11 protein-coding genes are annotated in these 14,813 nt (G+C 49.8%); 7 read left to right on the top strand and 4 right to left on the bottom strand.

All coding sequences use genetic code 11. From position 1 onward, the window contains the following. Positions 1–5 precede the first annotated feature (5 nt). A complete protein-coding gene (map, locus tag D328_RS0121725) occupies positions 6–752 on the top strand; it encodes a type I methionyl aminopeptidase (RefSeq protein WP_018887156.1) in 747 nt (248 codons plus the stop codon). A 72-nt stretch (positions 753–824) separates the two neighbouring features. After that, complete coding sequence (locus D328_RS0121720; RefSeq protein WP_018887155.1) at positions 825–1,280, top strand: GNAT family N-acetyltransferase; 456 nt, start codon at positions 825–827, stop codon at positions 1,278–1,280. 42 nt (positions 1,281–1,322) lie between these two features. Here the strand turns inward: D328_RS0121720 and D328_RS0121715 are convergent, their stop codons facing one another. The 3 genes from D328_RS0121715 to D328_RS0121705 all read right to left on the bottom strand — a co-directional run bounded on the left by D328_RS0121715 (position 1,323) and on the right by D328_RS0121705 (position 3,036). Beyond that, positions 1,323–1,667 (bottom strand): hypothetical protein, encoded by a 345-nt coding sequence (locus D328_RS0121715; RefSeq protein WP_018887154.1) that lies wholly within the window; start codon positions 1,665–1,667, stop codon positions 1,323–1,325. A 167-nt stretch (positions 1,668–1,834) separates the two neighbouring features. Continuing rightward, positions 1,835–2,347, bottom strand: coding sequence for a CcdC family protein (locus D328_RS0121710; RefSeq protein WP_018887153.1), 513 nt, complete (start codon positions 2,345–2,347; stop codon positions 1,835–1,837). 242 nt (positions 2,348–2,589) lie between these two features. Further along, positions 2,590–3,036, bottom strand: coding sequence for a disulfide oxidoreductase (locus D328_RS0121705; protein ID WP_018887152.1), 447 nt, complete (start codon positions 3,034–3,036; stop codon positions 2,590–2,592). Between the two features lie 301 nt (positions 3,037–3,337). Here D328_RS0121705 and D328_RS0121700 point away from each other — a divergent pair, with 301 nt between their 5' ends. Next, on the top strand, positions 3,338–3,964 hold the full coding sequence (locus D328_RS0121700) for a nitroreductase family protein (RefSeq protein ID WP_018887151.1): 627 nt from the start codon (positions 3,338–3,340) through the stop codon (positions 3,962–3,964). A gap of 140 nt (positions 3,965–4,104) precedes the next feature. Here D328_RS0121700 and mprF read toward each other — a convergent pair whose 3' ends face one another. Further along, entirely contained in the window at positions 4,105–6,747 is a 2,643-nt protein-coding gene (gene mprF, locus D328_RS0121695) for a bifunctional lysylphosphatidylglycerol flippase/synthetase MprF (protein WP_018887150.1), read from the bottom strand. A gap of 310 nt (positions 6,748–7,057) precedes the next feature. Between mprF and lepB the strand changes: the two genes are divergently transcribed. The 4 genes from lepB to D328_RS0121675 all read left to right on the top strand — a co-directional run bounded on the left by lepB (position 7,058) and on the right by D328_RS0121675 (position 14,745). Beyond that, a complete protein-coding gene (lepB, locus tag D328_RS0121690; protein WP_018887149.1) occupies positions 7,058–7,609 on the top strand; it encodes a signal peptidase I in 552 nt (183 codons plus the stop codon). 210 nt (positions 7,610–7,819) lie between these two features. Further along, the gene (locus tag D328_RS0121685; protein ID WP_018887148.1) at positions 7,820–8,869 is read left to right on the top strand and encodes a lactonase family protein; all 1,050 of its coding nucleotides are present in this window, start codon (positions 7,820–7,822) and stop codon (positions 8,867–8,869) included. Positions 8,870–9,176: 307 nt separating this feature from the next. Next, positions 9,177–9,596, top strand: coding sequence for a hypothetical protein (locus D328_RS0121680; RefSeq protein WP_018887147.1), 420 nt, complete (start codon positions 9,177–9,179; stop codon positions 9,594–9,596). 43 nt (positions 9,597–9,639) lie between these two features. Next, positions 9,640–14,745, top strand: coding sequence for a DUF4132 domain-containing protein (locus D328_RS0121675; RefSeq protein ID WP_018887146.1), 5,106 nt, complete (start codon positions 9,640–9,642; stop codon positions 14,743–14,745). The last annotated feature ends 68 nt before the right edge of the window (positions 14,746–14,813 follow it).

The following is a 14,813-nucleotide window of genomic DNA, read 5'->3' as shown; positions in this document are numbered from 1 at the left end:
ACCTGATGATTATTTTGAAGACGAAAGAACAGATAGAACATATGAAGAAGGCGGGAGAGATTCTCGCAGCCTGCCACAGGGAGATTGCGAAGCTGATTCGTCCAGGCATTAGCACGATGGAGATCGACGCTTTCGCGGAAGCCTTCATGCGCAAGAATGGAGCTACTCCTGAGCAGAAGGGATATAATGGATATCCGTATGCTACCTGTGGATCGGTGAATGATGTGATCTGCCACGGATTCCCGAACAAGACACCACTGCAGGATGGCGATATCGTAACGATTGATATGGTTGTGAACCTGAATGGCTGGCTCGCAGACTCGGCCTGGTCCTATGCCGTGGGTAACGTATCCGAGCAGGCTGGCAAGCTGCTGGATGTGACGAAGGAATCCCTGTACAAAGGGATTGAGCAGGCTGTGATCGGCAATCGCATCGGCGATATCTCTAATGCTATCCAGGTATTTGCCGAAGCAGAGGGCGTGTCCGTCGTGCGTGACTTCATCGGTCATGGTATTGGCGAGAAGATGCATGAAGAGCCGCAGGTTCCTCACTATGGACCTCCACACCGCGGCACGCGCCTGAAGGAAGGAATGGTCATTACGATCGAGCCGATGCTGAACACAGGCACTTATCGCTGTAAGATTGATCAGGACGGATGGACAGCGCGCACACTGGATGGCGGATTATCCGCACAATATGAACACACGATTGCGATTACTGCAGATGGACCTGTAATTTTGACGGAGCAGTAATCGTATGATGAACAAGACTAACCGATATGGCTAGTCTTGTTTGTTTTAAAATGAGATGGAAGGGGCAAGAGGATGAGTGTTTTTATCGAAAAAGCCATTGTAGATGACTCTGAGCTATTAGCTCAAATTCAGAAAGACAGTTTTGATGACGAGTCAAGAACCTTTAATCATGAGCCAGGTGGCCCTGATGGCTACGATTCTAAAGAATCACAAATTGAATTTATGAAACAGGGACATTACTATAAGATCGTAAAAGATAGTGAAATTGTTGGTGGTGTTATCGTTTTTGTGGGTAGCAATTTTGTATATAATCTGGGGAGAATCTATATTGATCCCAAGCATCAGAACCAAGGGATAGGCTACCAAGTGATCAAGCTAATAGAAGCTGAGTACCCTGAGGCGCAAAAATGGTGGCTGGATACTCCGAATTGGAGTGTTGGTAATCATTATTTTTATGAGAAAAGTGGTTATGTCAAAACCAAAGAAGAAAACGGTCTATTTATTTATGAAAAGCGCATGGGTAGCTAATGATTGGAATGTAAGCGAATCCATAATAAGTGAGTATGTGATTTACCGTGTCTCACTATGGAGTCCTTCAACAGTCGAGTTATCTTTCATAGCATAGACTTGGCGGAGCTTATCCGTTTTTGAATCCATAACGTAGTAATAAACAATATCAGGTTCATCATTTAAACGAACAAGTATATGTATACCAAACTTTCCGCCTTTGGAAGGCATACTTGTGATGGAATCGACCTCACGCTGGGCGTATAGCTTTTCTTGATACAGGTAATCTTCCGTAAGCCTCTCATACTCATTCATCTTAATGGCTATAAAGCCCATATATCCCCAATATACAAAAAAGGGTATCGTGAAGGGTATTAAGAAAAGCAAGAATCTTTTTAGGCGGCCCATGTACTCGTCCCCTTTCGGCAATTATGCTTGTGTGGTTCGAGCGGATACACTCTGCTCTTGCTTAGAGCGATTTCAAATCCATTACATAAAAGAGGCAGCCATCTCTCGATGACTGCCTCATGTTGTTCGTCGTATGTTGTTAATGGACCGTCATGGTTCCTTACCAGCTACATCTCCTTCCGCGAAGGCGGATCAGCAGGGGCAGTTGGCTGGATTTTGCGATACTCCTTATACATATAGAGTCGCCAGTGGGTCAGTGTACCGAAGGCGAGAATGAAGAATACACCTGCCGTCTGTGGAATGGAAATGTACATATAGACTAGCTCGTGCAGCAGCAGTCTCACAGCTAGTAGCGTAAGCAGAATGAAGAAGAATGCCCGCGAGCGCTGAACAAAGACTTGACCCTGCTGTACTTCGAAGCGAGTACTGCGAATGAGCGGATAGGAGAAAATGAACCATCCGATCAAGAACGAAGCAAGCGCCCATAAAAGCGGGATACGCACATCCGGTACGACAAACATCGCAAATCCTGTCGCCATGCCTACAGGGGGCATAATAATGGTCTTGCTGTTCACCGGACGGTGTCCGACCTTCATTCGTATGAAAATAGCCATCAGCGCAATGGTAAGCATGCCAAACGTAGCGCCATATTGCAGGTAAGTCGGGTTAATCTGAAACATGCAGGAACCTCCTTCTGGAGATACAGTTGCTTTTATGACGTATTGTTGATATCTTGAATTTTAACTACAATAGTATACCATATTTAGTAGGCCTGATGCTCGCAGTCGATGTCCATTCAGCTGTGATTGAACTGTAATGACTCTTCGGCGTGGTTATACAGAATATGAGAGCAGGTTATGTAACAGACTACAGTATAACCCTTGCTGGTTATAATATACAGTTACTCTTGGAATGCCAATGATCAGTTCTTGCCACTGCGTTCTGTTCTAACCAGGTACAGCATGGCGCCAATAATCATGATGAAGGCAATCAAGGCCAGCATCGGGATAGTAATAAATCCGAACCAGTTCAAATAGTCATTCTCACAGGAGACACGCCCACAAGCGGTACCACCTGAAGGTGCAGAAGCACGGGAAGCAGCAATCCGTTGAATAATGACATGATAGGTTGAGATGGCTGCGCCGATCCCTGCCAGTGGCAGCACGTAGGTCCGAACACCCGTATCACCACGAAAATAGGCAATCCCTAGCAGCACGGTGAGTGGATACATCAGAATACGCTGATACCAGCAGAGCTTGCAGGGCTCGTACCCCAGATATTCACTGAGATACAGGCTCCCTAGTGTGGCGATACATGCGACGACCCATGCACCGAAGAGAACCAGATCGCTTTTCTTGTAACCAAGCATAAAAAATCCCCTTTATATAGTATAATCTGGCTCTTCCTGAAGTAGGATAACATTCCTTAATGAGCCGATATTATTTGAATCTGTTAATATCATATCTAGGATCACCTGATTATGTAAAGCTATGCTTGACATTATTAGTTGTAACTAATAAAATTACATTTGCTGGTTTTCCGAAGACTACGTGAGCCGTGAGTCATGGTGCATCCTTGCTGGGTTGAGGTAGTTTTCGGAGATCCGTGGACGAGGAGCTCGCTGTCGCTGATTCGCGAAAACAATATATATATTTTTAGGAGTGTGAACCATGTCTAACATTGAACATAACGAGACGCTGCGTGTCATTAGCGAGCGTCATGCTGTCAAGAAATATGTAAAGGATGCAGCTCTTCCTGAAGAGCATCTGCAAGCGATCCTGCGTGCTGCTGGCCAAGCTCCATCTGCTTGGAATCTTCAGCATTGGAAATTCCTCGTGGTTGAAAGTGAGGCTGACAAGCAGAAGCTGCTGCCAATCGCTTACAATCAAAGCCAGGTTGCAGATAGCAGTGTGACGATTGCTGTCCTTGGTGATCTTGAGGCTAACCGCAATACATTTATCTATGACCAGGCTGTTGATAATGGCTTCCTGCCTGCTGAAGTGCGTGATGCGCTGGTAGGACAAATTAACGGAGCTTATCAAAATCCGCAGGTAGCGCGTGATTCTGCGATCCTGAATGCTTCTCTGGCTGCACAGAACATCATGCTGGCTGCCAAATCTCTTGGCTATGACACTTGCGCAATGGGCGGCTTCAATCCAGCACAGCTGATCGAGAGCTTCCAGATTCCACAGCGTTACATTCCAGTTATGCTGATCACAGTAGGAACAGCACTGGAGCCTGCTCGTCCATCGGGTCGTCTGCCACTGGAAGACGTAGTTGTACGCGGCAGCTTCTAAGAAACGTCATATTCCTGACCAAGCGTATCTGGTTAACGAATAATATAAGTAATAAATAATATAAATAATAAATAATATGCGAAGAGGGACTGCCTCGTCGCCACTAACGGTGGTGAACGGAGGCAGTCCCTCTTTTGGTGCTATTTCATCTTTTTAGAGACCAGATACAGCAGGTCAGCGGTCAGAATGGGCAATGACACCGAGGAGGGATAGGCCAGATAACGTGGCTCCCACGAGGGATTGAACTTTTCCTTATACCGCCTGAGTCCCTGAAATCCATACCAGTTACCACCATATTGAAAGACCAGCCGTGCCATGCGTTCTTCACGCAGAGCTTTCTCGTTCTGACCGACGCTGGATAGTGGCGCCATTCCGAGACTAAAGGTCGTGTAGCCCTCCTCCCGCGCCCATTCCATGACATGAGTGAACAGATAGTCCATCGTGCCATTCGGAGCATCAGGTAGATGCCGCATGAGATCAATGGCGATCTTGTCATCCCCGTCATAGGCTGGCGCGAGAGAGGCGAATGCGATAATATCCCCATCTGGATTGCGTACGAGTGCTACTGGTGCACGAGACAGATAAGATTCCTGGAACCAGCCGAGAGAATAGCCCTTTTCCTTGCGTCCCTTGAGCCACTCGCATGATACATGCTCAAGCTGCTCCAGCAGGGATGGGGTCAATGGAGGATGCACCATGGCAAAGGAATAGCCCTCCCGGTCGTAACGGTTCCTGACGGTCCGTAGTGGCGTGTTCTTCTTCCCGGAGATGGTGAATTCCTCCAGCTTGACAAGAGCCACCTCCCCCAGCTTGAAGAAGCGGTATCCATTCTCGTGATAGATGGGCAAGTAGTCTGGGGACACCTGGTAAAATACCACGAGCAGGGCGTAGCGATCCGCATACTGCTGGAATTCCTGTATAGCTCGGCTGATCTGCTCGCGGGGACCCAATGGATCACCGAGCACGACTAGCTTGTTACGGCTGCGTGCGTAAGGGATCAATACGTTGCCATCACAGGCCCAGTAGAGATGCTTGTCGCCAAGGAACAGCATGTGTGTCAGCAGATGACCGTCCTCGTCCTCCAGGAATTGCTCCAGCTTGTCCAATGCTTCCTCATCCAATTGCTCGGATTTACTACGCTGAGGGCGAAGCACCAGATACATCGTCAAGAAAATCCAGGCGAACAGCAGGCTGAGGACCGCTGTAATCACGATTCGATTCGGGTCATTGAACAGATGCGAGTTCATACCTTGCGGCAGCCAGTGTGAGAAATAACGATAGCCACCAGCCCCAATCAAGAGGTAAACTCCGGTCACAAGGACTGATATACCTCCCCAGATGAAGAGATTCGTCCTCCGCAGCGGTGCTCCGATCCGGTAAAAGCGAGAGCGGGACAGCCACAGCATCAAGGCGACGAACAGCAGGTAGCTCGCCTCCTCGAAATCCAGTCCCTTCACGAAGGTGAAGACGGCCCCGGCAAGGAGTAGCACGAGTGTCAGCCGCAGTGCTCGCTTGATCCGCAGCGATATGCCGTGAGACAGCACAATGAGCATAATCCCGATCATGACGGAAATATCGTGGGACAGCCGCATGATCGGTAGCGTCAGCAGATGCTCGGCCCAGCGAAGCCTGTATAGCAGACCAGGTACAGCAGCAGATAGCAGCAAGACTGCGCCGGCGATCAGCACCAGCTTGCTCAGTGCCCATACGCTAAGGTCGGCCAAGAAGCGGAACTGCCCAGGCCAGCCCCAGAATCGCTGCCATTTGTTCAGCGAATAGGTCCAGCCAGCCCCGGCAAGCTCTCCGAGCTTCTCCCGTCCGGGCATCATTTCAAGAGCTGCTAGCACCATTCCGATGAGCCAAGGGATGACGAAATAGAACAGTCGGAAGAGCAGCAGGACGGTGACAGCACGATCCGCGTCTACCCCCAGCAGTTGGAGGCCAAGCAGTGTGGTGACATCGAACGCGCCCAGACCGCCTGGTGCGAGACTGATAATGCCGGCAATAGCCGCCACAACATAGATACCGATCAAGGCGTCGATTGGAAGGCCATCCAGAATCTGAAGTGCGGCCACGGCAAACGCAAGGCCTGCGAACAGCCATTCCAGCAACGAGGAGAGGAGGAAGGCCAGAATGGTCTTCCACGGAATTTGTCCCTCACCTTTGTTGAACCATTTGCCGAACATGGGGGTGCGCTGAAGCAGCATAAATACTGGAAAGTACGCTGCCATCCCCCATACAGCCCAGCGAAGCCAGGAATATTCCTGCAGCATGGCACCTACGGGTAGAATATGCAGAATACATGCCCATGCCAGTAGAGACAGACCAATAATTACAATAGGCGACAGGAAGATGACCGCAGTCGTAATGGTCTTGAGTGGTACACCGCTCTTCTTGTACAGCAAAGCCCGCAAGCCCGCTCCTGTAAAGCCGGCGAAGCCAAAGGCATTATTGAAGGTGTTGGCAATCCATCCATACCGAAAGGCTGCCCAGCGGGTGACCTCCAGCTTGAAATGGCGTCGAATCACAAAATCATAGGAGCTCATGACAGCAGCAGCAATCAGCGAGAATATGAACATGAAGACGATGGAGCCAGACGATAAGCCCCGCAGCTCGTTCAGCATACGTCCCGGATTAATGGATTGCAGCTCCCGGCTACCCAGCCACACGACCAGGGTAATAATAACTACCGGAATGATCAGGCGTACAATTCGTTTCTGATAGGCGGAGACCACCAGTTGAATGATTTTGAGAGATGCTAAGCGCTCTCTGAAAGGAAGCATATTTTCACCTACCTGGTAATCTTGAGCACATCATTCGTGCCTTAGTGGCACAATCTGTAATGAATCCATAAGTACATACGCAATTGTTGAAGCCTTGGTTCATAATACTACATTAATACACAAATTCAAGTTTCAGGACCTCGAATTGTAAAATCATTGTACGGAGCCCGTTATTTTACACAACTGTAGTGAGAGATTGGCTTTCTTTTTACTAGAAAGTGTATACTAGGATTAACAGATCTGAACAATCGTAAGATTTCTAATCCAGATCATATAGAATTTAAGCTAGATTGTACGGGAGAGATGATTCATGGTAAAGTTCTTCAAAAGTATGCTGAGCTGGATATGCTCCTTTGGGATTGCGATCGTCATTACATTAGTTATCGGTATTTTTGGTATTCAACCTTATACGGTTGAAGGTCATTCTATGGATCCTACGCTACATGACCAACAGAAGGTGCTAGTATCCAAGATTCCGAATACGTTCCCGGGAACGATAGAGCGCGGGGATATAGTCATTATTGATAGTCGTGTACATGAGGCGCGCACCATTCGAGATGATATCATGGAGCAGCCTATCATGCGCTGGCTGAGCGATGAGCCGACGGATTCCATCTATGTGAAGCGTGTGATTGCCAAGGCTGGTGACGAGCTTGAGCTGAATCAAGGTCAGGTATATTTGAATGGTACACTGCTGAATGAGCCATATATTAAGGAAGAGATGATGGATCAGGGGGATCAGACGTGGGACGTGCCTGAGGGCTATGTCTTCGTGATGGGAGATAATCGCAATAACAGTAACGACAGCCGGGTGCTTGGCTTCATTCCACTAAGTCATGTGATTGGCAAGAAGCTGAATTAGAGCGCTGGAGCAAGTGGGCTACGTTCATTATAGTTAGATAATATATTCGCATACATCTGAGATCGAGGGCAGGCTGGATAGAGCTTTGCCCTCGATCTTTTTGTATATATAGCTATTACCTAATTTATAGTCCTGCCATGAGTAACGCTGATAATTGGGTAATAATGATAGACGAAATATCTATCTCATGATCCAGGGAGGAATTTGACCATGGCACAAGAGCAGATGTACTACTTTTATACAGGAACATATGCATCACGGGAGGAGAAGGCCCTATACCTGTGCAAGCTGGATGGCGACAATGGAGAGATGAGCATTGTGAACGGCACCGATGGCATAGAGCGCCCGTCCTTTCTGGCTCTACATCCGGAGGAGCATTGTCTGTATGCTGTCAGTGAGGACGGCGAGGGGAAGGTATATGCTTACAAAGTCGATGAACAGACTCACGAGCTCCGGCAATTGAACCATCAATTAACACAGGGGGCTCATCCCTGCTACGTCTCGGTGACGAAGGATGGTGCTTTCGCTCTGGTCTCCAATTACTCAGGAGGCAATGCTGGGATGTTCCCCATCGTAAGTGGTGTAGGTCTTGGAGAGATGGCCTCCCAGGTCAAGCATGTCGGGTCTAGTGTCCATGCAGAGCGCCAAGACGGACCACATCCCCACTCGATTGTGCCAGACCCTTCTGGCGATTATGTCATGGTCTGCGATCTGGGCATGGACCAGATCGTGATTTACCGGATCGAGGAAGGCAAGCTGGTGACCCATAAGGAAGCTGAGCAGCCGAAGGGGGCCGGGCCGCGTCATCTGGTCTTCCATCCGAACGGCCAATTCGCCTATGTAGCCAATGAACTGGACAATACGGTCTCGGCCTTCTTGTTCGATGCGCACTTTGGAGAGCTGCAGCCCCTCCAGCATCTATCTACGCTGCCTGAGGATTATCGGGAGGAAAATACGGCGGCTGATATTCGGGTTACGCCATGTGGTCGCTTCCTGTATGTATCGAATCGCGGGCATAACAGCATTGTGTTGTATCGGATTGACGAGGAGAGCGGGAAGCTTGAACGGATAGAATGGGTGGATACGCTGGGGAAGACACCGCGCAATTTTAACCTGGTGGGCGGTTATCTGATCGTGGCTAACCAGGAGAGTGACAATCTCGTCTCCTATTCGATCGACGGGGAGACAGGTCGATTGGCAGCGTCAGGCCATCAATTAGAGCTGAAATCGCCTGTATGCGTGGAGCCTGTGGTGCGATAGTGGTTAGGGTAGAGCGAGTGTAGTAGCTAGATAACATGAGCTAAGGGCAAGGTAAAGCGAAATTAAGGCAAGTTAAGGCGACATAAATATAGTCAATTATAACGAACGATTGAAGGGGCGTGTGTGGGACGCCTCTTTTTGTATGAGCTGTCTTCGTATTTGCACCGCATTAGAACTGGTCCTTAGTAACTAGACAACAATGAGATATGACTCATGAAATCATGGAATCAATTTGTTTATCATAATAAAAAGGGGAATGTATGTACCCATTGCGGAATGTTTATATATGCAATAAAGGAGGCGCATCATGAGGATTGCCGTGACGGTCAAGAGCATAGCCAAGCGCAAGCCTGTATTGGCTAAGCAAACTATTGAGCTTCCTGAAACAACGAATACATTGAGACAGCTAATTGAGCATACAGTTGCTTGGCAAATTCAGAAATATCAGGATCGTCAGGAGGGGAATAACGGACTTGCTTATTTGCTTCCGGAGAGTATTGATGATCAGGCATACACCGGGAAGGTTAGCTTCGGAACCATCAATCGTGATGGGATGCCTGACGTGACAGAGGCGTCTGCGGTTGCTCTTACTGCATATAAGGATGGCTTGTACCGTGTATTCCTGAATGAACAAGAGCTTGAGCAGTTGGATGAGCTACTACCATTAGAGGAGGGTGACGAGCTGGTCTTTATCAGGTTAACCATGCTAGCAGGGCGATTGTGGTAGCCTTTCACAACTAGAGTCAAGAAGACGAAGGAGGAGAATGATTTTGAACAGCAGGAACTCCGTGGAAGAGAAGGAATATTTGAAGCACTTGAAGCAGTCGGCAGAGCGGCTGCAGGGCCAGGAGGGTGAGCTCGCACAATGTATTGCACAGCTGGCCCATTCTCCATATGTGAATGAGAGTGAGCGGACTTATGGCGAAATTGTTCGTTTGTTGGGACAGAATATCGCGAACTCCGTACAGCAAGACTCCACACAACAGGGCTCGACATTTCTCCAGCCGTTGGTTCAGGCAGTAAGAAGTCTGACAAAGCAGCCAACAGCTGATTTTTTTGCATATGTGGTGGAACGTGCGCTGCTATATCCACACAGTAACGGATATAATCGTAGACCCTTCCGAACCCGTGATTACCGTGTCCATTTGCCGCAGATCGTGCGCAAGCTGGCTTCCGTGCTGAGAATGGAGATGCTTGGCTTTGACCTGAAGGCCTACTTATCTTTGCCTGCAAATGAGCCCTACCCTCATCATGAAGTCAGAACGGTTCTGCCGGATCGTATTGCTTATGCGCTGGATACCGGAGATGCACATGTACAGCAGGTGCTAACGGATATTATTTATGGAGAGCAGCAGCATGCTCTTCTTAGTGGAGAGATGATCAAGGGGATGCTGATGAGTAGCTGGGAGGAAGGCTACCGTCAGATTGGTGAATTGCTGGTGGCTGCCCGACTGCAGGAGGGTCTCCGTCAAAGTATAGTAGAGCGCATGGATGAGGGGACTGTAGAGGCCTTCATCTATATGCTGCGTATCCTGATCGACCATGAGCTGATTCGCTTCAGCTCCGTGGTGCGGGCGATGTCAGTATGGACAGGTATGGCCCTGGAGTCAGCTAACCAACGTGTAGCTGCGCAGCTGCTGGAGCAAGCATTGCAGGCATTGTCGAGTGAGCAGGTTCGTGAAGAGTGGCTAAGGGAAGAGAATGCTAATCGTCTGCTGATGAGTCTATGGGCAACGGCAGTGCTTGAGGAACAGGAACTAGCACAGCTGGTCCCAGAGCTCATGAAGCAGGGGCAGCTCTACCAGCAGGTAGTCTCTCAGTATGTGCTGGCGAATAGCCAGAACCGGCAACTGAGACTGAGCATCGCACGTCAGCATCTGCATGTGCAGGACCCTGAGTTAATCTACTGGGTTATCATGAACTACGATGCAGCGTATACGAGGAACTGGGGCTTTAAGATCGAATGGAATGTTGCAAGTGAAGAGAAAGGCTCAAGTGTCCTTCTGACTCCTGTATCCGAGCTGGCGAGCAAGGCGGAACGCCGCCGTGACTTCGAGCTGTTCAAGCAAATGCTTGAACAAGTTCCACCAAGTGGGGAGGAACGGGCATCCCGTGTGCTGGATTATGTCCATTATCATATTCATCGGGATGATGTGGTTCGTAAGATGCTGTATTTGGCAGCCTATGACATGGACTCGGATTGGATCGCAGAGATTATCCTGCTGAAGGATCAGCTGGGACCCGATCTTCGCGGAGAGCTACTATCTTTGTTCGTACGTGGATCAGAGCATGCTGCGCAGCGTAATTTTATATTTGAGAGTCTATCCGACAAAAGCATGTCTAATCGTGAGCATGCACTCGCCCATGCCAAGCAGATGCTTCTTGGACCTGATGAGATGAAGCGATTGGAGGAGCTGCTTAAGCTGAAGACAGGCTCGTTACGACAGCTTGTCATTCAAGTACTGCTGCTTCAGAACGAGGCCCAGCTGGATACATCACTGGCACGATTGCTACAATCCAAGTCTGAGCTTCAGCGTCTGGGTGCGCTTGAGATCCTGACGGAGCAGGTGGTGGTACGACCAGAGCTGAAGCAGGAGGAACGTGTACAATCTCTGCTGGAGCTGGTGACTGAGCCGACACCCAAGGAGAAGCCACTACTAGACAAGCTACGTCCATCTCATGCCAGATACACACTGGAGAATGGCTTCGGGTTATTTGATCCTTCTCGCCGCAGAGCACTGCTGGAAGAGGTCCGGGATGTTAACAATTTCCGTCCGGAGGAGCTGTTCACCCTGACTCCCGAGCGGATAAGCACATGGCTTGAGGGCTTGGATCGGCTAGTGCATGAGCACAGAGATTATGAATATGAGATCGAGTATTATGCGGGATATCGTCATAGTTATTTGCTGGGTACTCGTCTGCAATCCAAGGTACGGTATAACGAGCGCAAGCATATGCCAGAGCTGGATCAACTGCCGCTGTCGGAGGTATGGCACGCATACTTCCGTGATCACCAGCTAACTAGTCAGGAACTGCTACAGCTGTTTATCATTGCGCGCTTTCCCAGCCTGCGAGGCACCTTGAATGAGTATTACCAATATTATCATTACACGATGGATTCCTATGATGACATGAAGGATATCTGGCTGCTGGAGGGCTGGCGCAAGTCCTATATAGAGCAGGTGTACCCCGTATCCTTGATTGAGGACATCCAAGGACTGCTTCTTAATCTGCAGTATAAAGACCAGGTGAAGACGCTGATTGAGGCAGCCTTTACCGATAGCAGTCGAGAAGACACCTTCAGCATAGCAGAGCGATACTGGTCGGCAATCTTGCATCTTATGCCCGAGGATCAAGTGCAGCAAGAGGCGGGACTGCTGGGCATGTTGACGGACACATGGGCTTATCTCGTGCGAGATCGTAGCTATGATGATGCTAGCTTCCAGCGATATTTCCAGACAGCCTATCAAGCTATGGTTAAGGTGGAGAAGGTATATCCGAAAATGCTACTATCCTTGTCAGATTTTATTCGAGCCTATGAGCTGAGCCTGATTGATGAACAGGAGATCTACTACCAGTTACTCGCAGGACCTAGCTCACCGCATTTCCTCATGGACCTGACTTCTCCGCGAACAGAGACAACAGATGGACATCCTCGTATAGAGGCTCTGCGTGACACGGCCATAAGCCGGATTGTGGAGCTGGAGCTATTGCGGGGGGAGCTACCGACTGAATTGACGGAGCAGGCGATGAAGCTGGGCCGACTAACTGGCATCGAATATTGGGTCCGATTGGTTGCAGCACTTGACCAGGATTCCTTTGTGCGCGGATATATATATTCCTATGGGAACAGCACTACACGCAAGGAGACATTCAGCTACCTCATACGCAACTGCCATCCACGCCCAGGAGAGGGGAAGAAGGAGCTTGCCGAGCTGCTACAGCAATACCCCCTGACGGAGAAAAGGCTGTTGGAGGCCGCCATGTATGCTCCGCAATGGCTGGATATCGTATCCGGACACCTTGGGTGGGAGGGACTGCATAGTGCAGCTTGGTACTTCCATGCTCACATTAATGAGCATTTCTCTGCGGAGAAGGAGACGGTTGTCGCTTGTTATTCACCGATATCTGCTCAAGATTTCAATGACGGTGCCTTCGACATTCGCTGGTTCAATGATGCCTATGCTACCCTTGGTGCGAAGCGCTTCAAGCTGCTGTATGACTGTGCGAAGTATATCTCAGGTGGGGCTAACCACCGCCGCTCCCAGCTGTTCGCGGATGCCGTGCTAGGGGAGCTGTCACTTGAGGAGATGCACGGCTCTGTGGTGTCGAAGCGCAACAAGGATCACTTGCTGGCGTATAGTCTGATTCCATTAGCACTTGGCTCTGAGCGCGAGCAGGATGTACGTGGACGGTATGATTTTGTTCAGCAGTTCCTCAAGGAAAGTAAGAAATTCGGGGCTCAGCGTAAAGCCAGTGAAGGTACGGCTGCTCAGATCGCTCTCGATAATCTGGCACGTAATGCCGGATACGCTGATGTGACGCGTTTGACATGGGATATGGAGGCGAGCAGGCTGGATGGCCTGGAGCCGTTCCTCGAACCGTATGAGGTTGAACCAGGTCTGCATGTTAAGCTGGAGATTAGCAGGGAAGGACAGACGAGCATTGTGGCGGTGAAGCAGGGTAAGGAGCTAAAATCCTTGCCGTCCCGTGTGAACAAGCATGAGCATGTTGTGCGCCTTAAGGAGCTGAAGGGTGAGCTGACGGATCAATACCGTCGTGCTCGGCAGGAGCTGGAGCGATCCATGGTGCAAGAGACCGTGTTCACCGCTCAGGAATTGTTCCGTCTCATCGGTAATCCTGTGCTTGCTCCGCTCCTGCAGGCGCTTGTGTTCCGTAGTGGAGACGCCTTCGGGTACTTGGATGAGGGACAGCGCTGTCTGCTTGGTCCACAGGTACAGTCTGGTTCAGAGCAAGGGGGCACGGATAATGGAGAACTGGGTTATGTGAGTCATCCGCTGGAGTCCGAAGATCAACTGGTCATTGCTCATCCGCTGCATCTGTTCAAGAGTGGCCTGTGGCACCTGTACCAGCGTAACAGTATGGAGAAGCTATTCTACATTGGACAGCGTGAGCGAGAGGACCTCAAGCAGCGCGAGCCCTTCAAGCAGGTGTTCCGCGAGCTCTATTTGCCTAACGAGGATGAGCTGGCTAACGGGCTGGTCTCGAATCGCTATGCAGGGTATCAAGTGCAGCCGAATAAGACGGTCTCGTTGCTCAAGCAGCGTCAGTGGACGGTTAGCTACGAAGAGGGGCTGCAGCGCGTGGATTACCAGCATAATCTGATTGCGCGGCTGTACGCGATGGCTGATTGGTTCTCCCCTGCAGATACCGAGTCGCCTACACTAGAGACGGTGCAGTTCTTTGACCGAAAGACCAATGAGCCCGTGGCTCTAAAGGATGTGCCTGGAGTATTATTTTCCGAGGTGATGCGTGATCTCGATCTGGTCGTTAGCGTTGCTTATGTTGGTGGAGTTGATCCAGAGGCTAGTCTGACGACGATTGAGATGCGGCGTGTCATTGTGAAGGAGTCCCTTCGTCTGTTGAAGCTGGAGAATGTAAGGCTGGAAGGCAACTATGCTCGTATTGCAGGCGAATTAGGCGAATATGCCGTTCATCTTGGCAGTGGGAGCACATTCAAGCAGGCAGCAGGTGACCTGTATATTGTACCTGTGCATAGCCAGCATCGGGGGCGAATTTTCCTTCCTTTCCTGGATGAGGACCCCAAGACGGCAGAGATCTTGTCCAAGATTGTGCTGCTGGCCGAGGATCGCAAGATCAAGGACCCGCAGATTCTGGAGCAGCTGCGTTCCTGAGTGAAGGTGCGAGTCTCATAAGGGCTGGCTGAGGCTTCATGCTCTAACAGTCAGGTTGGCGGCGAAAA

The organism is Paenibacillus massiliensis 2301065 = DSM 16942, from assembly GCF_000377505.1.
Taxonomy (GTDB): Bacteria; Bacillota; Bacilli; order Paenibacillales; family Paenibacillaceae; genus Paenibacillus; species Paenibacillus massiliensis.
The sequence above is the reverse complement of the archived record's forward strand: the minus strand, read 5'-3'. Positions and strand labels throughout refer to the sequence as shown.

Excerpts from the sequence above, each read along its gene's own strand:
- D328_RS0121705 (WP_018887152.1), bottom strand. The coding sequence starts at position 3,036 with ATGCTTGGTTACAAGAAAAGCGATCTGGTTCTCTTCGGTGCATGGGTC.
- D328_RS0121715 (WP_018887154.1), bottom strand. The coding sequence starts at position 1,667 with ATGGGCCGCCTAAAAAGATTCTTGCTTTTCTTAATACCCTTCACGATA.
- D328_RS0121720 (WP_018887155.1), top strand. The coding sequence starts at position 825 with ATGAGTGTTTTTATCGAAAAAGCCATTGTAGATGACTCTGAGCTATTA.
- mprF (WP_018887150.1), bottom strand. The coding sequence starts at position 6,747 with ATGCTTCCTTTCAGAGAGCGCTTAGCATCTCTCAAAATCATTCAACTG.
- D328_RS0121700 (WP_018887151.1), top strand. The coding sequence starts at position 3,338 with ATGTCTAACATTGAACATAACGAGACGCTGCGTGTCATTAGCGAGCGT.
- map (WP_018887156.1), top strand. The coding sequence starts at position 6 with ATGATTATTTTGAAGACGAAAGAACAGATAGAACATATGAAGAAGGCG.
- D328_RS0121680 (WP_018887147.1), top strand. The coding sequence starts at position 9,177 with ATGAGGATTGCCGTGACGGTCAAGAGCATAGCCAAGCGCAAGCCTGTA.
- D328_RS0121685 (WP_018887148.1), top strand. The coding sequence starts at position 7,820 with ATGGCACAAGAGCAGATGTACTACTTTTATACAGGAACATATGCATCA.
- lepB (WP_018887149.1), top strand. The coding sequence starts at position 7,058 with ATGGTAAAGTTCTTCAAAAGTATGCTGAGCTGGATATGCTCCTTTGGG.
- D328_RS0121710 (WP_018887153.1), bottom strand. The coding sequence starts at position 2,347 with ATGTTTCAGATTAACCCGACTTACCTGCAATATGGCGCTACGTTTGGC.